The sequence below is a fragment of the Streptococcus sp. AS20 genome (assembly GCF_000524255.1).
Lineage (GTDB): Bacteria > Bacillota > Bacilli > Lactobacillales > Streptococcaceae > Streptococcus > Streptococcus constellatus.
On record NZ_JANS01000017.1, the window covers coordinates 1 to 19284 of the forward strand.

Here is a 19284-nt window from a genome sequence, read left to right on the forward strand (position 1 = left end):
GTGCATAGGGAAGAAGTCTGAGGGCTTCGGTTTTTCTACCTATACGGGAAGTAGCTCAGCTTGGTAGAGTACTTGGTTTGGGACCAAGGTGTCGCAGGTTCGAATCCTGTCTTCCCGATATTTTATTCGATATTAGCTTAAATAAATGTTAGTTTTTAACATCTGGAGAGAATAAGTTTATTCTCTCCTTTTTTCGACTTAATATAAATTGTAGTATTGAAAGCGGGAGAAGTATTTTGCTTTTCTCTTTTATATGTAAATGCTACTGGCTTATTTATTATCAACTTCTTGAATCATATGTTACATTCTGGAGAGGTGTGAAATTTTATAAATATTAGGTTAGAAATTATTATGTTTTGCTGGTAATGTTATTTTCTAATATTTGAGATTTGTATTAACTCAAAATAGTTATTTTATATTTAGTCATTTGCTAAGATGGGCGAATAACTATAGATAGTATTTATTGATGTGATAAAAAAATAGATATGGATAAGAAATTTAATTTGTGTTATGATAGAAGTGTGATGAAGGAGAGAAGATGTATAATAATTTACTTGTACTACAATCAGATTTCGGTTTGGTAGATGGGGCTGTATCGGCGATGGTCGGTGTGGCGTTAGAAGAATCTCCAACTTTAAAAATACATCATTTGACCCATGATATTACGCCTTACAATATTTTTGAGGGAAGTTATCGTTTGTTTCAAACGGTGAATTATTGGCCGGAGGGAACAACTTTTGTATCAGTTGTGGATCCGGGTGTTGGCTCTAAGCGCAAAAGTGTGGTTGCCAAAACTGTACAAAATCAGTATATTGTCACGCCAAATAATGGGACACTTTCTTTTATCAAGAAACATGTGGGAATTGTTGCGATTCGTGAGATTTCGGAGGTGGAAAACCGACGAAAAAATACGGAGCATTCTTATACGTTTCATGGTCGGGATGTTTATGCTTATACAGGGGCAAAACTAGCTAGTGGACATATTACTTTTGAGGAGGTAGGACCTGAACTAGATACTGAGGATATCATGGAAATTCCTGTTGTGGAAACGACAATTGGGAATGATTTTGTTAGTGGGGCTATTGATATTTTAGATGTTCGTTTTGGGTCACTGTGGACTTCTATTAGGCGTGAGGAATTTTATACTCTAAGTCCTGAATTTGGTGATCGGTTTGAGGTCACGATTTACAATAATGATATGCTGGTCTATCAGAATCAGGTGACTTATGGGAAATCTTTTGCGGATGTCCGGATTGGTCAGCCAATTTTGTATATCAATTCTCTTTATCGTGTTGGTCTGGCTATCAATCAAGGTTCTTTTGCAAAAGCCTATAATGTAGGAGTCGGAGCGCAATGGAGTATTGAAATCAAACGGATTGAAAAATAATAAAGGAGGTTGTTATGAAAAATAATTCAATAAGAAGTGTTGTCGCAACGGGGATTGGAGCAGCTCTCTTTGTTGTTATTGGGATGATTAGTATTCCAACACCTGTTCCAAATACTAGTATTCAATTGCAGTATGCTTTGCAAGCCTTGTTTAGTGTAATTTTCGGACCTGTCGTTGGATTTTTGACGGGCTTTGTCGGTCATGCACTAAAGGATTCATTGCAATATGGGAATCCTTGGTGGTCATGGGTCATTGCCAGTGGTTTGTTTGGTTTGATTGTTGGGCTATTTCGAAAACGGATTCGTGCTACGCAAGGGACTTTTGAGGTAAAAGATATTATATCTTTTAATGTGATTCAAGTATTAGCTAATGCTATAGTATGGGTTGTTATTGCCCCATTAGGGGATATTTTGATTTACAATGAGCCTGTCAATAAGGTTTTGGTACAAGGTGTTGTTGCAACGATTTCTAATGGCTTAACTGTTGCTATTGCGGGAACAGTGCTGTTGCTGGCTTATGCTCGTACACAAACCAAATCGGGAAGTTTGAAAAAGGATTAGTTATATTTGAGGGCTCAGAAAGAATAATCTGAGCTTTTTTATTTTAAATTTTTTCTAAGGCCATAAAAATGCACAAAATGTTATTTATATATTGCATTTTATAAAATATATTGTGTAATAGTAATGAGGAAGGAATTGAAATTTATGAAAAATGATAAAAAACCAGTAGGAGCAGCTTACATGATATGTCTGTTGCTAGGAATAACTTTTTTATTAGTAGGATTGAGTCAGAAAAATCGGACGTTCATAGTTCTGGGTTTTAGTAATATAATTTTGGGTTTCACCTTGTACGCGACAAAGAAAAAAAGTGATTTTAGTCAAGAGGATAAAGAGAATGGCGAAAAACCTTAAATTAAAAATGGCTCGGGTTGAGCATGATTTGACCCAAGGAGATTTGGCAGACGCGATTGGTGTGACACGGCAAACAATTGGTTTGATCGAAGCAGGGAAATACAATCCTAGCTTGAGTCTTTGTATTGCAATTTGCAAACGATTGGACAAAACATTGGATCAATTATTTTGGGAGGAAAATAAAAATGAAAATTAAAAAGAAACGAGTCTTTCAAGATGAGCGAACGATACAGATGGAACAAAAATTAGGTAATGAGATTGCTTTTTTAGCGGTTATCTTGTTGTTGACATCTATCTTTATTAAAATGACATTTTTACATCTATCAATTGCAGCGTATCTACCGGAAATTGTGATAATAGTAGGAATGGAGCTTTATGCGCTTATTCGTTCTTGGAAGCTTGGTTTGGCAATTCGTCAGTATGATTCAGAAAAAGGATTGAAAAGTCGTTTAGTAAACGGATTTAAGGTGGCATTCATTATTTTATCTGCTTCTTTTGTTGGCAAGTTCTCTAAAATACAGCTATATTTGAATCAGCACTCAATTTTAAAATTTTTAGTTATTCTAGTGACGATTGCTTTGGTTTCTTGTCTTTTGGATAGAGGAGTTGATTGGTTGAATATCAAACGCCAGAGACAATTGGAAAAAGAATTAGAAGAATAGCAAAGGAGAGCAGATGAAATTCATAAAACGTCAGATTTTGGATGAGCGAGAAGAGCAACTGGTCAATAAGGCTGGGACGGAAGCATTTAGTTTGCTGATGATTAGTAATTTTATCTTTTATATTGGAAGTGTCTTTGTCCATTCAGGGGAAATCTATGCGCAGTTATTCTTGGTTAATCATGCTATGTATCAGAACAATCCGTTGCATGCCAAGTTTTTATTGGCTATCCCAATTACATTTTTGCTGTATCTCCCTATCATTCTGGTGTTTAATCTGCTATTAGAAGTTGTTGGAAAATGGCAGAAAAGGCGATTTGAGAAATATTTATCGGAATTAGAAGATGAAGCCTGAGAGGAGGTTTGTCATGAACAAAATAAAGGATTATTTTGATGGCGAAAAGGACGAGCGTATTCGGCAAGGGGCATATATGGCTGAAGCCCTATGCGTTTCGAGTTTTACTTGTCATTTTAAGCTTTGGAATTACTATCAAGTTTTTCCTGTTTCACTTTTCAATAGAATCTTATGTGGATGAATTGCTAGCTATTCTGATTAGCGGCAGAATTTACTTCTTTGTGATGAGGAAAGAAAAAATTGTTGAAAAGAAGAAGCTAGGAATACTCATGACTTTATTCCAAGCATTCTGTTTGACAGTTTTGAGTGGTTATTATCACTATCATTTTGGTGTATTGCATGATAAAACTCGTCCGACAAATGATTTTATTCTGTTTCTATTTGGCAATTTTATCATGTATTTGGTTGCGCTAGGAATACTTAATTGGCTTTTAAATACATACAATCAATCCTGTCAACATAAGATTGACAAGGAAATGGATGATTCTGAATGATAGAAGAGCAGAATGCCTTATATGGCTAAGGAGGTTGGGCTACCCAGCCTCTTTTTGATAAAAGTGAACTACTTTTTGGGTAATCCGTCTGCCCCTCGGCCAGAGCAAACTAGTTTCGGTTCATGTTGTCCGAGGCTCGGATGAAGAAAACTGCTTTTGGTTCATATCGTCCGAGGCTCAGATGGAGCAACCTACTTTTGGTTCATATCATCCGAGGCTCGGCCAGAAGAAAGAAGTTCTTGTTCGTCCTGTCGCTCTAGTCGGCAGTCTTAACGAGTTTTGATTTGCTTTGTCGACTGGGTCGCTAATCTTAACAAGTTTTGGTTTGTTTTGTCGACTGAGACGCCAATCTCAACGAGTTTTAGTTTACTTCGTCGACAAGGTCGACCATTTTAATCATTGTCACATTTTCTCATTAACCAAGTAGGGTCGGCAAGAAGCTGAACTCTTTTTGTTTGGTTAGATTCTTTTACACTTAGGGAGAGTTTTAAGGAACTTCAAAATTGATTTTCATCTTATTTTCTTTTGTGCTACAATAGAATGAGTATATATGGAAGGAGCAGTGGATGATTTTAGAGGAATTTGATAACAATCGCAGAGCGATTATCAATCCAGAAGATTTGATTGAGGCGTTGCCAGATTTTCCTGAGACAGTAGTATCTTGTTTTGCTCATGCAACTTTTGAACGCATGTTGGCTGATTTTCAGCATGATCTGTTGACCTCTACCTCTATGGCAAATATTGAGATTCCAATTTACAGGATTGTTGTAAAAGGTACACCGATTGCTCTATTTAATGCACCGGTTGGTGCATCAGCTTGTGTCGCTATTCTAGAAGATTTGATTGCCTTCGGGATGAAAAAATTGGTCTTATTTGGAACATGTGGTGTTTTAGATGAAGCTATTAAGGAAACGTCCATCATTGTACCTCAGATGGCTATTCGTGATGAAGGAACTAGTTACCATTATCTGCCAGCTTCTGATGAGATAGAAGTGAATGTAGGCTTGCAAGATTTTCTGATTTCCTTTTTAGATGAGAATGGGATTTCTCACTCCGTTGGTAAAGTTTGGACAACGGATGGCATTTATCGAGAGACCGCAGAAAAATTGTATAAGCGTAAAGAAGCAGGAGCCATTTGTGTAGATATGGAATGTTCAGCAGTTGCAGCCTTAGCCGCTTTTCGTAATATTCCCATCTGCCACTTCTTTTATGCGGCGGATCATTTGTCCGAGGAAAATTGGGATATGCGTAATCTGTCGATCATGCAGATTTAGATGAAAAAGACAAAGTAGCTAACTTAGCAATACAAATTGCTCTTGCTTTATAAAGAAGAATGTGATGGAAAAACCAATTATTCAATTTGAAAATTTTAGTTTTCAGTATCAAGTACAGACAGAACCAACATTAAAAAATGTTGATTTGACAATTTATGAGGGGGAAAAAGTCCTGATTGTGGGGCCTTCTGGTTGTGGTAAATCGACGCTTGGCCAGTGCTTGAATGGAATTATCCCCAATATTTATCATGGAGCAATGACAGGAAGTTTATTGATTCAAGGAAAGTCTGTCTTTGATAGGAGCGTCTATGAACTGTCAAATCTCGTGAGTACAGTTTTGCAGGATACAGACGGTCAGTTTATCGGGTTGAGCGTTGCAGAAGATTTAGCATTTGCTTTGGAAAACGACATGGTGGATTTGCCAACGATGAGAGATAGGGTACATTTGTGGGCTGAGAAATTGGAGCTACTGTCGCTCTTACATCAGCGTCCTCAAGATTTGTCTGGTGGGCAGAAACAGCGGGTCAGTTTAGCCGGGGTGTTGATTGATGAAAGTCCGATTTTATTGTTCGATGAGCCTTTGGCAAACCTAGATCCTAAATCAGGGCAGGATACAATTGAGCTGATTGACCAAATTCATGCGGAAGCAGGAACGACGACGATCATCATTGAACATCGTTTGGAAGATGTGCTTTATCGAGCGATTGATCGAATTGTGCTCATCAATGATGGCCGAATTTTGTTTAATGGTAGTCCAGATGATTTGTTGCATACGGATTTACTAGCTGCCAATGGTATTCGTGAACCTCTTTATCTTACAACGCTGCGCCAGCTTGGCTTTCATGTGAAAGATGCTACACAGTTGGCAACTTTAGATCAGATAGACGCATCTTCTATTCAATTTTTGGGAGAGTTGGTTCCTATTCAAAAACCACAGGTGCAAGATTACTTGCTAGAATTGAAAAACGTTCAATTTGCTTATGGGGAGAAAAAAGTTTTAAAGGATATTCATCTAGCAATCTCTAGAGGGGAAAAGATTGCGATCGTTGGAAAAAATGGTGCAGGAAAATCCACGTTAGCAAAAGCGCTTTGTCAATTCATTGAAACGGAAGGAAGCTATACTTGGCAGGGAAAAGACATCAAAAATGACTCTATCAAGGAGCGGGCAGAGCGGATTGGTTATGTGTTACAAAATCCAAATCAGATGATTTCAACAACCATGATTTTTGATGAAGTTGCCTTGGGATTGAAGCTACGTGGCGTTGCAGAAGAAGAAATAAAAAAGCGAGTCTTAACTGTACTAAAAACTTGTGGTCTATATGAATTTCGACATTGGCCTATTTCTGCTTTGTCCTTTGGGCAAAAAAAGCGTGTGACCATTGCTTCCATTTTAGTGTTAAATCCAGAGATTATTCTTTTGGATGAGCCAACAGCTGGGCAAGACCAACATAATTATACAGAAATCATGAATTTTTTGGACGAGTTGAATCAAAAAGGCCACACTATTGTGATGATTACACACGATATGCAATTAATGCTGGATTATTCTGAACGTGCGATTGTCATGCTGGATGGACATATCTTAGCAGATAAAGCCCCTGCAGAAGTTCTGACAGATAAGAAGTTGATTCAGGCGGCAAATCTGAAAGAAACATCAATTTTTTCTTTGGCTGAAAAACTAGAAGTAGATCCGCTAGCTTTGACTGAATTTTACATGCGAGAAAGGGAAAAAAGTCATGCTTAATCAACAAAAACTAATCGGTTACCATGCGGGTACGACCTTTCTTCATCGCTTATCGGGTGCTAGTAAATTGTTGTTTTTCATTTTAGTATCAACTGCAGCAATGATTAGCTATGATACACGTTTATTATTGGTCATTGCGGTTGGATCGCTCTTTTTATTCAAAGTGTCTCATATCCATTTTAAGGATGTATCATTTATTTTGATCTTTGCTGGTCTTTTTGCTGCTTTGAATCTCATCATGGTCTACCTGTTTGCACCTCAGTATGGAGTAGAGATTTATGGAGAACAGACAGTTTGGCTAAGTGGATTAGGTAGTTACACTGTAACAGCACAGGAGATATTTTATCTATTTAATTTATTTTTGAAATATCTCTGCACCATCCCTTTGGCGGTTATTTTTCTGATGACAACTCATCCAAGTCAGTTTGCCTCTAGCATGAATCAAATCGGAATACCCTATAAAATAGCTTATTCTGTCAGCTTAACGCTGCGATATATTCCGGATTTGCAAGAGGAGTTTTACTTGATTAGAATGTCCCAAGAAGCGCGTGGATTAGAATTGTCAAAAAAAGCAAAGTTCAGTCAGCGAATCAAAGGCAATTTGCAAATTATTGTTCCCTTGATTTTTAGTTCGCTGGAACGGATTGATACGATTGCGACAGCTATGGAATTGCGGCGTTTTGGCAAAAATAAAAAACGGACATGGTACACTTATCAGGCTTTTCAGAGGTTGGATATTGAAGTAATTGTACTGGCTGGTTTATTTTTATTATTCAGTCTATTACTCTTTATCGTGAATCACGGTCGATTTTACAATCCTTGGTTATAAATAAGAATGAAAATACATATAGGAGGAAGAAAATGATTGCATTGGTAACAGGAGCTTCGGCTGGTTTTGGACAAGCTATTTGTCGCCGTTTGGTGGCAGAAGGCCATCAAGTGATTGGTGCAGCAAGAAGATCAGAAAAATTAGCGCAACTTCAGCAGGAATTGGGCTTTGCAAACTTTTATCCACTTCAAATGGATGTATCGGATGTGAAAAGTGTAGATCAGGCTTTAGAAAATTTGCCAGAGGCTTGGCAAAAGATTGATATTTTGGTCAATAATGCAGGTTTGGCATTGGGTTTAGATAAGGCTTATGAAGCAGATATGCAAGATTGGCTGACAATGATTCAGACTAATGTTGTTGGTTTGGTTTATCTAACACGCCAGATTATACCACAAATGGTAGAGCGGGATAGTGGGCTTATTATCAACCTTGGTTCAACTGCTGGGACAGTCCCTTATCCGGGAGCTAATGTGTATGGAGCTAGTAAAGCATTCGTAAAACAGTTTTCTCTGAATTTACGTGCTGATTTGGCTGGACATCATATTCGTGTGACCAATATTGAACCCGGTCTTTGTGAAGGCACAGAATTTTCAACTGTTCGGTTTAAGGGAGATAAGCAACGATCTGAAAAATTGTATGAAGGAGCTCATGCTATTCAGCCAGTAGATATTGCCGATACTGTTGCTTGGATTGTTGGGCAGCCTCCTCATGTCAATATTAACCGAATTGAGCTCATGCCTGTTTCACAAACATTTGGTCCACAACCCGTTTTTCGAGAAGAATAGATAGATGGGGAATAAATGATGGAAATAAATCTTTTATTCTCAATTGATGATCACTATATAGAGCCGTTTAAAACGACCTTGTATTCAGTGTATCAGAATACACCGTCAGCTTTGCTGCATGTGTTTGTCTTGCAGAAACAATTGTTAAAAAAGCATGCAGAGATTGAGAGCTTTTGTGAGGCATTAGGAATCGTTTATGATCCAGTTGTGATTGGTGAAAGAGCTTTTGAAGATGCTCCAATCGCTGATCGGTATCCAGAGACAATTTACTATCGTTTATTGGCTTATGAATATCTCCCTAAGGATTTAGACAAAATTCTATATTTGGACGCCGATATTTTATGTTTGAATGATATTTGTTCACTTTATGAAATAGAGTTAGGCGCTTCTTTATATGCTGCAGCTAGTCATGGTTCAGATACTAACATGACAGATTTAGTCAATAAGCTACGCTTACAAAATTTTGAGGCAGAAAGTTACTATAATTCAGGAGTTTTACTCATGAATTTGACAGCAATTCGACAAAAAGTGAAGCGTGACGCTATTTTAGATTATATTGCTCAAAATCGTTTTAAACTTTTTTTACCAGACCAAGATGTACTAAATGCTTTGTACGGGCATTTGACACTCCAGATTCCAGATGAATTATATAATTACGATGTACGCTATAATGTTCTTTATTACGCTAGAAGTAAGGGAGAGTGGGATTTAGACTGGGTCATAAAACATACTGTCTTTCTTCACTTTTGTGGCCGAGATAAGCCTTGGCGGAAAGACTACCACGGCCGCTATGCTGCCCTTTATAAGCATGTCCAGCATTGCTGTAGAAAAGTGGGCTAAATTGGAGATAATAAAGAAACCAAGCAGTTTTAAAGTGCTTGGTGTTTCGTTTTATAAGGGGCGTTTATTAGGAATTCCTGCTTTGCGAGGGTATTTATTGGGAGTTTCTTTTTTCTTATCAACAATAGTGATATAGCGTGGGTCGCCATTTGGAAGTTGATAGCTACTATTTTCTTTGACTTTGCTAAATAGAAGTTTGAGAGCATCGTTAGCCTCCGTTAATTCCTCAGGGGCATTAGTAGCTTTGAGTGCTAAAAGACGTCCACCAACTTTCAGAAAAGGAATGGTTAGTTCGGCTAAGATTTGCATACGGGCAACGGCGCGCGCAGTTACAATATCAAATTGGGCGCGGAAGTCTTTATCTTGAGCAAAATCTTCTGCCCGACCATGATAGAAATGAACTTTTTCCAAATCTAATTCGTCAGCCAAATGATTTAAAAATAGAATGCGCTTGTTTAGAGAATCAATAACCGTCACATCTAACGCTGGATAGAGGATTTTCATAGGGAGGCTAGGAAAACCTGCCCCAGCTCCAATATCCAATAGTTTGATATTTTGGTTTTTAATCCATCCCTGCAAAATGGGTGCAATGGAGTCATAGAAATGCTTGAGATATACTTCTTTTTTTTCAGTGATAGCTGTCAGATTGATTTTTTTATTCCATTCAACGAGCAGTTCAAAATAGCGTTCAAACTGCATCTGTTGTCGGTCCGTGAGTTCAATCTGTTGCTGTTTTAAAAGTTGATAAAATTCTTCGGGTGTCATCATTTGTCCTTACTTGTATCTTCTTGCCTCTATTATACCAAATAATCAGAAGAGAATCTTTAAAATTTCTTTTTTGAAGAAGTTAAAATGTTTATTATTTTCATTTTTCTGGTATAATATCTATAATAAATTAAAAGGAGAATGACTATGTGGATAATTATTTTAGCTATTGTAGTGGTACTAGTGCTGTTTGTAATTGCTAGTTACAATGGTCTTGTCAAAAGTCGCATGCAAACCAAAGAAGCATGGAGTCAGATTGATGTTCAATTGAAACGTCGAAATGACTTGTTGCCAAATTTGATTGAAACGGTCAAAGGGTATGCCAAATATGAAGCATCAACGTTTGAAAAAGTAACAGAACTGCGTCGGCAGGTGGCTGCTGCAACAACTCCAGCAGAAGCTATGAAAGCAAGTGATGCCTTGACGCGTCAGATCTCAGGAATTTTTGCTGTTGCAGAAAATTACCCAGAATTACAAGCAAGTACAAATTTTGTAAAATTGCAAGAAGAATTAACTAATACTGAAAATAAAATTTCGTATTCTCGTCAACTTTATAATAGCGTAACAAGCAATTATAATGTGAAGCTAGAAACATTTCCAAGTAATATTGTCGCTGGAATGTTCAGTTTTAAGCCAGCAGATTTCTTGGCTGTTCCAGAGGAAGAAAAATCCGTACCAAAAGTTGATTTTAGCGGTTTAGGAGACTAATATGCTCTTTGATCAAATTGCTAGTAATAAAAGACGAACGTGGATTCTCTTGATTGCATTTTTTGCTCTCTTAGCGATTATTGGTGCTGCAGTTGGCTATTTGTGGTTCGATTCGATTCTTGGCGGAGTGCTGATTGCCTTTATCATTGGAGGGATTTATGCTTTTAGCATGATTTTTCAGTCTACTGAGGTTGTCATGTCCATGAATGGTGCTCGACAAGTCACGGAAGCTGAGGTTCCTGATCTTTATCATGTGGTAGAAGATATGGCAATGGTAGCCCAAGTTCCTATGCCACGAGTGTATATTGTTGAAGACTCATCACCCAATGCTTTTGCAACAGGCTCAAAACCTGAAAATGCGTCAGTAGCAGCGACAACAGGTCTGTTGAATATGATGAATCGTGAAGAATTGGAAGCTGTTATTGGACACGAAGTGAGTCACATTCGGAATTATGATATTCGAATTTCAACGATTGCAGTAGTGCTTGCTAGTGCGGTAACGATGTTATCGAGCTTGGCAGGGCGTATGATGTGGTTTGGTGGGAGTGGTCGCAGACGTGATAGCCGAGATAATGATAATGGTTTGGGCGTTCTAATGTTGATTTTATCGCTCGTTGCGATTATATTAGCTCCTTTAGCAGCAACGTTGGTTCAATTAGCCATTTCTCGTCAGCGTGAATTTTTAGCGGATGCTTCAAGTGTAGAATTAACTCGCAATCCACAAGGGATGATTAATGCTCTCTTGAAATTAGAAAATAGCGATCCTATGCACCATAAAGTTGATGATGCTAGTGCAGCTCTCTATATTAATGATCCGAAAAAAGAAGGTGGCTTGCAAAAATTATTTTACACCCACCCACCGATTTCTGAACGGGTTGATCGTTTAAGAAAAATGTAAAAAGATTGAGATAGATTCCTATGATTGTGTTGCAATCATGACTGTCTATCCCGATCTTTTTTGCTGTTTTACAATATAAGTGAAAGCAATCTAGTTTTATTCCTATCTTTTCTTAATGAGAGTAGGAGGGATATGATACCGCATCCTGTAAACACCATCCAGGTGATTTTCATATTCCAAATAGCTAGACTGGTAAAAATCATCGTTCCTAGTGGAATAGAGAACGAAAAGAGCAAACTAAGAAAACTAGAAGTTTGAGCTAAAACATCTGAAGGCAGTTTGCTGAGAAGCAGGCTGTTAATTTTAGGATTGACCTTCCCAGCAATATACATCATAAAGAAAATAACAAGTAATCCTAGAAAAACAGGTAAATGATAGAAATTGATAATCCCTAAAATAGGAATTGTTAGAGAAGACCAAAGAGCTAATTTATTGATCGATAATTTGCTAAAATAATCATTTGGGGTAAGACTAGCAGAAATAACTCCTAAAATAAACGTCGTTTCAAAGATTAGTAAAGATTGGCTGAAAGAGAGACCAAATAAAGGATGATCCAATAAATACAAATTATAAAGAGCCATAATAGAGCCACCTAGCGCATTAAGGATGAGCACCTGTAATAGTAATTTGAAAAAATTAGTAGAACTATCTTGCTCAAAAATTAATTTAGAGCCTTGATACATCTGTTTGAATTGCTGCTTTAGCGGAATCGTCTTTATTTGTTCACGTTGAACGATTTCGTGGGTCAAACGGTGACGGACAAAATAGAGTGTTGTAGAAGATAGTAGGAAAGACAGGGCATTGATAAGAGCGACTAGAGTGAAGTTTTGATTGCTAACAGTTAATAGCCAAACACCAAGAGCTTGTCCAGCAAGATTGGATAGATAGGTGAGGAGTTGTGTGAAAGAAAAAGCTTCCATCATATCTACATCAGCAATATTCTTTTTCAAAATAGGCATTTGTAGTCCACTGCGATAGTCGCTGATAGTATCTGAAAGGATATTGATGAGACAAACGGTTGAAAAGGCAATATAGGTACTAGACTTTGTCAAAATAGCTACCGCAGTAAAGACGAAAGCTTGTACATAACCCATATGAATGAGCCAGCGAGCTTTCTGAATCGTTTTATCCGCTTGCATACCGATAAATATCGTAAAAAATGTTGGAATAAGAACGATAAAATTTGCAATTCCCACAGCAAACTTTGGATGTGGCAGACTAGAAGCAAAAACAACAAAAACAATATTATAAATGGAAGAACCTAGAATATTGAACATGCGTGACAAGCTGATAAAAGCGAATACTTTATTTTTGAAGATGAGTTTCATCCTAATCTCCTTTTTATTTGTTGCAATGATTATAGCAGGAACGAGCCTGATTTCAAGGCATTTTCTGTAAGTGGTAATAAAGTATAAGTAAGTGAATGGTATAGTAAAGTAACTTGCAAGTGAACTTTATGTCTTTTTTCAAAAATGGTATAATAAAACTAGAAATCTAAATACAAACGAGGAAATCATGTTACATATTCAAGAAATTCGTAAAAATCCAGATGGTCTTACTTTTGAGCAAGATTTTGATTTGACACAAGAATTACAAATGCGCAATCCAGAAATTTTGAATGTCGCAGACATTGTTGCAAGTGGAAAGGTGCAGTATGAGGATGGCCTTTACTTTTTAGATTATGATTTGTCTTATACCATTACACTAGCGTCCAGTCGTAGCATGGAACCGGTAGATCAAAAAGAAAACTACTTGGTGAATGAGGTTTTCTCTGATGCACATAGTGGGAAAATGGATCAAGATTTGATAGCTGATGATTTGGTGTTGCCGATTGAAAATGAAGTAATCAATCTAGCCGAAAGTGTGGCAGATAATATTTTATTGCATATTCCACTTAAAGTGTTGACGTCCGAGGAGAAAGCGAGTGACTGCATGCCTTCAGGAAATGATTGGCAGGTCATGACTGAAGAAGAGTATCAAAAAAGTAAACAAGCGCAAAAAGAGAAGAATAGTCCGTTCGCCAGTTTGCAAGGCTTATTTGATGAAGAGTGACCCCCTCTTTAACATTGGTTTTTAGCAACAAATCCTTTCTTTTCCTGCTTAAAAATGATAAAATAAGACAAACAAAAAAGAGGAGTGCAAAATGACAAAAGCGAATTTTGGTGTTGTTGGTATGGCTGTTATGGGGCGTAACCTCGCCCTTAATATTGAATCTCGTGGCTATACAGTGGCAATTTACAACCGATCAGCGAATAAAACAGAGGATGTGATTGCATCTCATCCTGAAAAAAACTTTGTTCCAAGTTACGATGTGGAAAGTTTTGTGAATTCTATTGAAAAACCACGTCGGATCATGCTCATGGTTAAAGCTGGGCCAGGGACAGACGCAACGATTCAGGCATTGTTACCGTTTCTTGATAAGGGAGATATCTTGATTGACGGTGGAAATACGTTCTATAAAGATACTATTCGTCGTTCAGAAGAATTGGCAAATTCTGGAATCAATTTTATCGGGACAGGTGTATCTGGTGGTGAAAAAGGTGCGCTTGAAGGTCCATCTATCATGCCTGGTGGACAAAAAGAAGCCTATGAATTGGTAGCAGATGTATTGGAAGAAATTTCAGCGAAAGCGCCAGAGGATGGGGCACCATGTGTAACTTATATCGGACCAAATGGTGCAGGTCATTATGTAAAAATGGTCCACAATGGGATTGAGTATGGCGATATGCAATTGATTGCAGAAAGTTATGATTTAATGCAGCACTTGCTTGGATTTTCAGCAGCAGAAATGGCTGAAATCTTTACTGAATGGAATAAGGGTGAGTTGGATAGCTATCTGATTGAAATCACTGCTGATATTTTGACACGTAAAGATGATGAAGGACAAGATGGACCAATCGTTGATTACATTTTGGATGCAGCTGGAAATAAAGGAACGGGTAAATGGACGAGCCAATCAGCTCTTGATTTTGGTGTTCCACTTCCACTTATTACGGAGTCTGTTTTTGCACGTTATATTTCTGCTTATAAAGAAGAACGTGTTCAAGCTAGCAAAGTTCTTCCAAAACCTACTGCTATTAAATTTGATGGGGATAAGGCTGAATTAATTGAAAAAATTCGCCAAGCTCTATACTTCTCGAAAATCATGTCTTATGCACAAGGTTTTTCACAATTGCGTGTCGCATCTAAAGAGCAGGCTTGGAATCTTCCATTTGGTGAAATTGCTTCTATTTGGCGTGCTGGATGTATCATCCGTGCTCGTTTCTTGCAAAAAATTACAGATGCATATGGCCGTAATGCAGATCTTGCAAACCTACTTCTTGATGAATACTTTATGGATGTTACTGCAAAATATCAACAAGCTGTTCGCGATGTAGTTGCTTTAGCTGTTCAGGCGGGTGTGCCAGTGCCAACTTTCTCTAGTGCGATTGCTTATTTTGATAGCTATCGTGCAGAAAACTTGCCAGCTAATTTGATTCAAGCGCAGCGCGATTACTTTGGGGCGCATACGTATGAACGCAAGGATAAAGAAGGCATTTACCACTATTCTTGGTATGATGAAAAATAGGATAAGCTATGGGGAAGCGGATTTTATTAGTTGAGAATGAAAAAAAATTAGCACAATTTATTAGCTTAGAGTTGCAAAATGAAGGTTATCGAGTGGATCTTCTTGAAACGGGAAAAGATGCTTTAGCATCTGCGAGAGCTAATCAATACGATTTATTCCTGTTGAATTTTATGCTTGAAGATATGACAGGAACGGAGTTTGCTGAGCAATTAAGTTTGATAAAGCCTGCTTCAGTCATTATTGTATTGGATAATCGTGATATTATTTTAAAATATACTGAGGAAATCCAACGTTTTGCTGTTAGTTATATGATAGAGCCTTTCATTGTGATGGACTTGGTCGAAAAAATTTCTGCTATTTTTCGTGGGCGTGATTTTATTGATCATCATTGTAGTCAGATGAAAGTTTCAACATCTTATCGGAATCTTCGCATTGACGTGCAAAATCATACTGTATATCGAGGGAATGAAATAATTTCCTTGACTAGAAGAGAGTATGATTTGTTAGCAACGCTGATGGGCAGTCATCAGGCTTTAAGCCGTGAACAGCTGTTAGAGCGCGTTTGGAAATACGAAGGAGCAGTCGAAACAAATGTTGTTGATGTCTATATTCGTTATCTTCGTAGTAAACTTGATATAGCAGGGCAGAAAAGTTACATAAAAACCGTGCGTGGTGTTGGCTATGCTATGCAAGAATAAACGTGAAGTGCAGGAAATATCGTTTTTCTGCACTTTTCTAATAGGGATGTTTTTTAATCTGTTATACTTTGCAAGTAAAAAATAGGGAAAGTTTTTAAAATATTATATAAAAACGCTTTACAAAATAGAAATATATGATATAATTAAAGAGTCAAATAAATGCAAACGTTTGCGGAAAGCGCTTGCGGAAAATTTTATAAGGAGATATGAATGATGAAAGAGACATTCAAAAACATATTCAGTTTCGAATTTTGGCAAAAATTCGGAAAAGCTCTGATGGTCGTTATTGCAGTAATGCCCGCGGCTGGTTTGATGATCAGTATTGGTAAGTCAATTCCAATGATCAATCCAAACGTAGCTGCTCTTGTTACAACAGGCGGTATTCTTGAGCAAATTGGTTGGGGAGTTATCGGAAACCTTCACATTTTATTTGCATTAGCTATTGGAGGTAGCTGGGCAAAGGAACGTGCTGGTGGTGCATTTGCGGCCGGACTTTCATTTATTTTAATTAACCGTATTACAGGGGTCTTTTTTGGAGTAACTTCAGACCTTCTTACAAAACAAGGAGCTACTGTAAAAACTGTCTTTGGTGGAACCATTAAGGTGGCTGATTATTTTGTAAGTGTACTTGAAGCTCCTGCTCTTAATATGGGGGTGTTTGTTGGTATCATTGCCGGTTTTGTTGGAGCAACTGCTTACAACAAATATTATAATTACCGTAAATTACCAGATGCGCTTTCATTCTTTAATGGTAAACGGTTTGTGCCATTCGTTGTTATTTTGCGTTCTACAATTGTGGCTTTGATTCTTGCAGTATTTTGGCCAGTTGTTCAAACTGGAATCAACAATTTTGGTATTTGGATTGCTAACTCTCAAAAGACAGCTCCAATTCTCGCACCATTCTTGTTTGGTACTTTAGAACGTCTTCTTTTACCATTTGGACTTCACCATATGTTGACAATTCCAATCAACTATACTCAATTAGGTGGGACATATGAAGTGTTGACAGGGGCTGCTAAAGGAACGACTGTATTTGGTCAAGATCCATTATGGTTGGCTTGGGTAACAGACCTTGTTAATCTAAAAGGTTCACACGCTGACCAATATCAACATCTTCTAAATAGTATTACTCCAGCTCGTTTTAAAGTTGGGCAAATGATTGGTTCATTTGGTATTTTGATGGGGGTTGCCTTTGCAATTTATCGAAATGTAGATGATGATAAGAAACATAAATACAAAGGGATGATGATTGCAACAGGACTTGCAACTTTCTTAACAGGTGTTACAGAACCAATCGAATACATGTTTATGTTTGTTGCAACACCTCTTTATTTGGTGTATGCTGTTGTGCAAGGGTTAGCCTTTGCTATGGCAGATATTGTTCACTTGCGTATGCACTCATTTGGTTCAATCGAATTTCTGACTCGTACTCCACTAGCCATCAATGCTGGTTTGGGTATGGATATTATTAATTTTGTTTGGGTAACAGTGCTCTTTGCAGTTGGAATGTATTTTATTGCCAACTTCATGATTAAGAAATTTAACTACGCAACTCCAGGACGTAACGGAAACTATGAAACAGCTGATGGAGAAGATAGTCCTTCGTCTGCCCCAGCTGGTGGCAAAGTAGCAGAAGCATCTCAAGCTGTGAATATTATCAATCTTCTTGGTGGACGTGCAAATATTGTTGATGTTGACGCATGTATGACACGTCTTCGTGTAACTGTTAAAGATGCAGAAAAAGTTGGTACAGAAGAGCAATGGAAAGCCGAAGGAGCTATGGGCTTGGTGATGAAAGGTCAAGGTGTTCAAGCAATTTACGGACCAAAAGCGGATGTTTTGAAATCTGACATTCAAGACTTACTTGACTCAGGCGAAGTGATTCCTGAAACTCTTCCGAGCCAAATGACAGCTTCACAAGCTGCCGAAGCGAGCTACAAAGGCGTGACAGAAGAAGTTGAGACAGTCGCAGACGGTGAAGTGATTGCGATTACAGATGTCAAAGATCCAGTCTTCTCTCAAAAAATGATGGGTGACGGATTTGCTGTTGAACCTGAAAATGGCAAGATTTACTCACCAGTAGCAGGTACGGTTAGCAGCATTTTCCCTACAAAGCACGCTCTCGGTCTCTTGACTGATAATGGTCTTGAAGTGCTTGTTCATATCGGACTTGATACAGTCAGTCTTGAAGGTAAACCATTTAAAGTGCATGTTGCAGAAGGACAAAAAGTTGCAGCAGGTGATCTTCTTGTGACAGCTGATTTAGAAGCTATCAAAGCAGCAGGTCGTGAAACTTCAACAGTTGTTGTCTTCACAAATGCACAAGCGATTAAATCTGTATCAGTTGAAACATTCGGCAAAGTAGCAGCGAAAACAGTTGTTGCTAAAGTAGAATTGTAGATAGAAAAGAGAAATCATGGCAAAATTCCTGACTTTAAATACTCATAGTTGGATGGAAGATGAGCAAGAAAAAAAGCTAGATCAACTAGCTGAGCGGATTCTTCAAGAAAAATATGATGTCATTTGCCTGCAGGAAGTCAATCAAGAAATGGAGTCTGAACAGGTTGTTCAGGCTCCGTTTTATCATGCGGTAGATGACGCCATTGCGATTCATAAGGATCATTTTGTATATTGTCTCGTGGAGAGATTGGTGGAGAAAGGTCTTATTTATCATTGGTCTTGGGCTTATAATCATATTGGATTTGATCGGTTTCATGAGGGAGTTGCTATTTTATCTTTAAATCCATTGAAAGCAAGTGAGTTGTTGGTTTCTGAGACCAACGATCCAACGGATTATCACACTAGAAAAGTACTTTTGGCGGAAATAGAAGTTGCTGGACGGCTTGTAACAGTGGCTTCCTGTCATCTTTCTTGGTGGGACAAAGGCTTCCAAGAAGAATGGGTACAAGTAGAAAAAGAATTGTTGCAGCGCGATATGCCTCTAGTATTGATGGGAGATTTTAACAATCCCGTCGGTTATGAGGGCTATCGGCACATTCTAAAAAGTCCGCTTGCTCTGCAAGACAGTCATGTTGTTGCGGCTACAGTCATTGGTACAGCAACAGTTGAAGGTGACATTGCTGGCTGGACTGGAAATAAGGATGCTCTGAAAATTGATTATATCTTTACAAGTAAAGATTTCAACATTGAAAAATCTGTTGTTGTCTTTGATGGCAAATCAACACCAATGATTAGTGACCATTTTGGATTAGAAGTAGAAGTGACATTTTAACAATCAAAAGCGAGAAGTTTTGAAATGAAATTTCTCGTTTTTTGATTGTCATCTTTTCGGAGTGAATGTTTTCTAAATAGATAGCTGAAATTTCACTATACTATGGGAATACCAATTTACTAGCTTTTGTTATTTCT

General features: G+C 37.8%; 21 protein-coding genes, 1 tRNA gene and 1 pseudogene. 21 read left to right on the top strand and 2 right to left on the bottom strand.

Annotation, left to right across the window (positions count from 1 at the left end):
* The first annotated feature begins 44 nt into the window (after positions 1–44).
* The 14 genes and pseudogenes from HMPREF1514_RS08760 (at position 45) to HMPREF1514_RS08820 (ending at position 9278) form a co-directional block, all read left to right on the top strand.
* A tRNA-Pro gene (locus HMPREF1514_RS08760) sits at positions 45–118 on the top strand.
* Positions 119–538: 420 nt separating this feature from the next.
* Positions 539–1387 carry an SAM hydrolase/SAM-dependent halogenase family protein gene (locus HMPREF1514_RS08765; protein ID WP_006270191.1) on the top strand — a complete coding sequence of 283 codons (849 nt, stop codon included), beginning with the start codon at positions 539–541 and terminating at the stop codon, positions 1385–1387.
* A 14-nt stretch (positions 1388–1401) separates the two neighbouring features.
* Positions 1402–1947, top strand: a complete 546-nt coding sequence (locus tag HMPREF1514_RS08770; RefSeq protein WP_037598773.1) for an ECF-type riboflavin transporter substrate-binding protein — start codon at positions 1402–1404, stop codon at positions 1945–1947.
* Positions 1948–2091: 144 nt separating this feature from the next.
* Entirely contained in the window at positions 2092–2298 is a 207-nt protein-coding gene (locus HMPREF1514_RS08775; protein ID WP_037598774.1) for a hypothetical protein, read from the top strand.
* Positions 2282–2494: a helix-turn-helix transcriptional regulator gene (locus tag HMPREF1514_RS08780; RefSeq protein WP_037598776.1), complete on the top strand. Its 213-nt coding sequence runs from the start codon at positions 2282–2284 to the stop codon at positions 2492–2494. The genes HMPREF1514_RS08775 and HMPREF1514_RS08780 overlap by 17 nt, the downstream gene beginning before the upstream one ends.
* Positions 2484–2960, top strand: a complete 477-nt coding sequence (locus HMPREF1514_RS08785) for a DUF6773 family protein (protein ID WP_037598777.1) — start codon at positions 2484–2486, stop codon at positions 2958–2960. The genes HMPREF1514_RS08780 and HMPREF1514_RS08785 overlap by 11 nt, the downstream gene beginning before the upstream one ends.
* Before the next feature lie 13 nt (positions 2961–2973).
* Complete coding sequence (locus HMPREF1514_RS08790) at positions 2974–3312, top strand: hypothetical protein (RefSeq protein WP_037598778.1); 339 nt, start codon at positions 2974–2976, stop codon at positions 3310–3312.
* Positions 3313–3325: 13 nt separating this feature from the next.
* Positions 3326–3493, top strand: a complete 168-nt coding sequence (locus HMPREF1514_RS09745) for a hypothetical protein (RefSeq protein WP_225908970.1) — start codon at positions 3326–3328, stop codon at positions 3491–3493.
* Positions 3459–3806, top strand: a complete 348-nt coding sequence (locus HMPREF1514_RS09800) for a DUF6773 family protein (protein ID WP_332252854.1) — start codon at positions 3459–3461, stop codon at positions 3804–3806. Before HMPREF1514_RS09745 ends, HMPREF1514_RS09800 begins: the two co-directional genes overlap by 35 nt.
* A gap of 566 nt (positions 3807–4372) precedes the next feature.
* Positions 4373–5133: pseudogene (locus HMPREF1514_RS08800) on the top strand (nucleoside phosphorylase).
* Positions 5134–5144: 11 nt separating this feature from the next.
* Positions 5145–6824, top strand: a complete 1680-nt coding sequence (locus tag HMPREF1514_RS08805; RefSeq protein WP_037598779.1) for an ABC transporter ATP-binding protein — start codon at positions 5145–5147, stop codon at positions 6822–6824.
* Positions 6817–7653, top strand: a complete 837-nt coding sequence (locus HMPREF1514_RS08810) for an energy-coupling factor transporter transmembrane component T family protein (protein ID WP_037598781.1) — start codon at positions 6817–6819, stop codon at positions 7651–7653. Before HMPREF1514_RS08805 ends, HMPREF1514_RS08810 begins: the two co-directional genes overlap by 8 nt.
* A gap of 32 nt (positions 7654–7685) precedes the next feature.
* A complete protein-coding gene (locus HMPREF1514_RS08815) occupies positions 7686–8438 on the top strand; it encodes an SDR family oxidoreductase (protein ID WP_003068106.1) in 753 nt (250 codons plus the stop codon).
* A 15-nt stretch (positions 8439–8453) separates the two neighbouring features.
* The gene (locus HMPREF1514_RS08820; RefSeq protein ID WP_037598782.1) at positions 8454–9278 is read left to right on the top strand and encodes a glycosyltransferase family 8 protein; all 825 of its coding nucleotides are present in this window, start codon (positions 8454–8456) and stop codon (positions 9276–9278) included.
* Positions 9279–9329: 51 nt separating this feature from the next.
* Here the strand turns inward: HMPREF1514_RS08820 and rsmG are convergent, their stop codons facing one another.
* Positions 9330–10043, bottom strand: a complete 714-nt coding sequence (gene rsmG / locus HMPREF1514_RS08825) for a 16S rRNA (guanine(527)-N(7))-methyltransferase RsmG (protein ID WP_037598783.1) — start codon at positions 10041–10043, stop codon at positions 9330–9332.
* Between the two features lie 147 nt (positions 10044–10190).
* Between rsmG and HMPREF1514_RS08830 the strand changes: the two genes are divergently transcribed.
* Entirely contained in the window at positions 10191–10751 is a 561-nt protein-coding gene (locus HMPREF1514_RS08830; RefSeq protein ID WP_003068112.1) for a LemA family protein, read from the top strand.
* 1 nt (position 10752) lies between these two features.
* Positions 10753–11649 carry a zinc metalloprotease HtpX gene (gene htpX, locus HMPREF1514_RS08835; RefSeq protein WP_037598784.1) on the top strand — a complete coding sequence of 299 codons (897 nt, stop codon included), beginning with the start codon at positions 10753–10755 and terminating at the stop codon, positions 11647–11649.
* 68 nt (positions 11650–11717) lie between these two features.
* On the opposite strand, the gene HMPREF1514_RS08840 is transcribed toward htpX, so the two are convergent.
* A complete protein-coding gene (locus HMPREF1514_RS08840) occupies positions 11718–12977 on the bottom strand; it encodes a hypothetical protein (protein ID WP_037598785.1) in 1260 nt (419 codons plus the stop codon).
* Positions 12978–13164: 187 nt separating this feature from the next.
* Between HMPREF1514_RS08840 and HMPREF1514_RS08845 the strand changes: the two genes are divergently transcribed.
* The 5 genes from HMPREF1514_RS08845 (at position 13165) to HMPREF1514_RS08865 (ending at position 19147) form a co-directional block, all read left to right on the top strand.
* Positions 13165–13701, top strand: a complete 537-nt coding sequence (locus HMPREF1514_RS08845) for a YceD family protein (RefSeq protein WP_006268073.1) — start codon at positions 13165–13167, stop codon at positions 13699–13701.
* Between the two features lie 91 nt (positions 13702–13792).
* Entirely contained in the window at positions 13793–15217 is a 1425-nt protein-coding gene (gene gndA / locus HMPREF1514_RS08850) for an NADP-dependent phosphogluconate dehydrogenase (RefSeq protein ID WP_003071834.1), read from the top strand.
* 8 nt (positions 15218–15225) lie between these two features.
* Positions 15226–15915 carry a response regulator transcription factor gene (locus HMPREF1514_RS08855; RefSeq protein WP_003068120.1) on the top strand — a complete coding sequence of 230 codons (690 nt, stop codon included), beginning with the start codon at positions 15226–15228 and terminating at the stop codon, positions 15913–15915.
* A 210-nt stretch (positions 15916–16125) separates the two neighbouring features.
* A complete protein-coding gene (locus HMPREF1514_RS08860) occupies positions 16126–18315 on the top strand; it encodes a PTS transporter subunit IIBC (RefSeq protein ID WP_037598786.1) in 2190 nt (729 codons plus the stop codon).
* Between the two features lie 16 nt (positions 18316–18331).
* A complete protein-coding gene (locus tag HMPREF1514_RS08865) occupies positions 18332–19147 on the top strand; it encodes an endonuclease/exonuclease/phosphatase family protein (protein WP_003068124.1) in 816 nt (271 codons plus the stop codon).
* Positions 19148–19284 lie beyond the last annotated feature (137 nt).

What these genes read in the sequence shown, in the direction of transcription:
- HMPREF1514_RS08765 (WP_006270191.1), top strand. Translation starts at nt 539, where the DNA reads ATGTATAATAATTTACTTGTACTACAATCAGATTTCGGTTTGGTAGAT.
- HMPREF1514_RS08770 (WP_037598773.1), top strand. Translation starts at nt 1,402, where the DNA reads ATGAAAAATAATTCAATAAGAAGTGTTGTCGCAACGGGGATTGGAGCA.
- HMPREF1514_RS08775 (WP_037598774.1), top strand. Translation starts at nt 2,092, where the DNA reads ATGAAAAATGATAAAAAACCAGTAGGAGCAGCTTACATGATATGTCTG.
- HMPREF1514_RS08780 (WP_037598776.1), top strand. Translation starts at nt 2,282, where the DNA reads ATGGCGAAAAACCTTAAATTAAAAATGGCTCGGGTTGAGCATGATTTG.
- HMPREF1514_RS08785 (WP_037598777.1), top strand. Translation starts at nt 2,484, where the DNA reads ATGAAAATTAAAAAGAAACGAGTCTTTCAAGATGAGCGAACGATACAG.
- HMPREF1514_RS08790 (WP_037598778.1), top strand. Translation starts at nt 2,974, where the DNA reads ATGAAATTCATAAAACGTCAGATTTTGGATGAGCGAGAAGAGCAACTG.
- HMPREF1514_RS09745 (WP_225908970.1), top strand. Translation starts at nt 3,326, where the DNA reads ATGAACAAAATAAAGGATTATTTTGATGGCGAAAAGGACGAGCGTATT.
- HMPREF1514_RS08805 (WP_037598779.1), top strand. Translation starts at nt 5,145, where the DNA reads ATGGAAAAACCAATTATTCAATTTGAAAATTTTAGTTTTCAGTATCAA.
- HMPREF1514_RS08810 (WP_037598781.1), top strand. Translation starts at nt 6,817, where the DNA reads ATGCTTAATCAACAAAAACTAATCGGTTACCATGCGGGTACGACCTTT.
- HMPREF1514_RS08815 (WP_003068106.1), top strand. Translation starts at nt 7,686, where the DNA reads ATGATTGCATTGGTAACAGGAGCTTCGGCTGGTTTTGGACAAGCTATT.
- HMPREF1514_RS08820 (WP_037598782.1), top strand. Translation starts at nt 8,454, where the DNA reads ATGATGGAAATAAATCTTTTATTCTCAATTGATGATCACTATATAGAG.
- rsmG (WP_037598783.1), bottom strand. Translation starts at nt 10,043, where the DNA reads ATGACACCCGAAGAATTTTATCAACTTTTAAAACAGCAACAGATTGAA.
- HMPREF1514_RS08830 (WP_003068112.1), top strand. Translation starts at nt 10,191, where the DNA reads ATGTGGATAATTATTTTAGCTATTGTAGTGGTACTAGTGCTGTTTGTA.
- htpX (WP_037598784.1), top strand. Translation starts at nt 10,753, where the DNA reads ATGCTCTTTGATCAAATTGCTAGTAATAAAAGACGAACGTGGATTCTC.
- HMPREF1514_RS08840 (WP_037598785.1), bottom strand. Translation starts at nt 12,977, where the DNA reads ATGAAACTCATCTTCAAAAATAAAGTATTCGCTTTTATCAGCTTGTCA.
- HMPREF1514_RS08845 (WP_006268073.1), top strand. Translation starts at nt 13,165, where the DNA reads ATGTTACATATTCAAGAAATTCGTAAAAATCCAGATGGTCTTACTTTT.
- gndA (WP_003071834.1), top strand. Translation starts at nt 13,793, where the DNA reads ATGACAAAAGCGAATTTTGGTGTTGTTGGTATGGCTGTTATGGGGCGT.
- HMPREF1514_RS08855 (WP_003068120.1), top strand. Translation starts at nt 15,226, where the DNA reads ATGGGGAAGCGGATTTTATTAGTTGAGAATGAAAAAAAATTAGCACAA.
- HMPREF1514_RS08860 (WP_037598786.1), top strand. Translation starts at nt 16,126, where the DNA reads ATGATGAAAGAGACATTCAAAAACATATTCAGTTTCGAATTTTGGCAA.
- HMPREF1514_RS08865 (WP_003068124.1), top strand. Translation starts at nt 18,332, where the DNA reads ATGGCAAAATTCCTGACTTTAAATACTCATAGTTGGATGGAAGATGAG.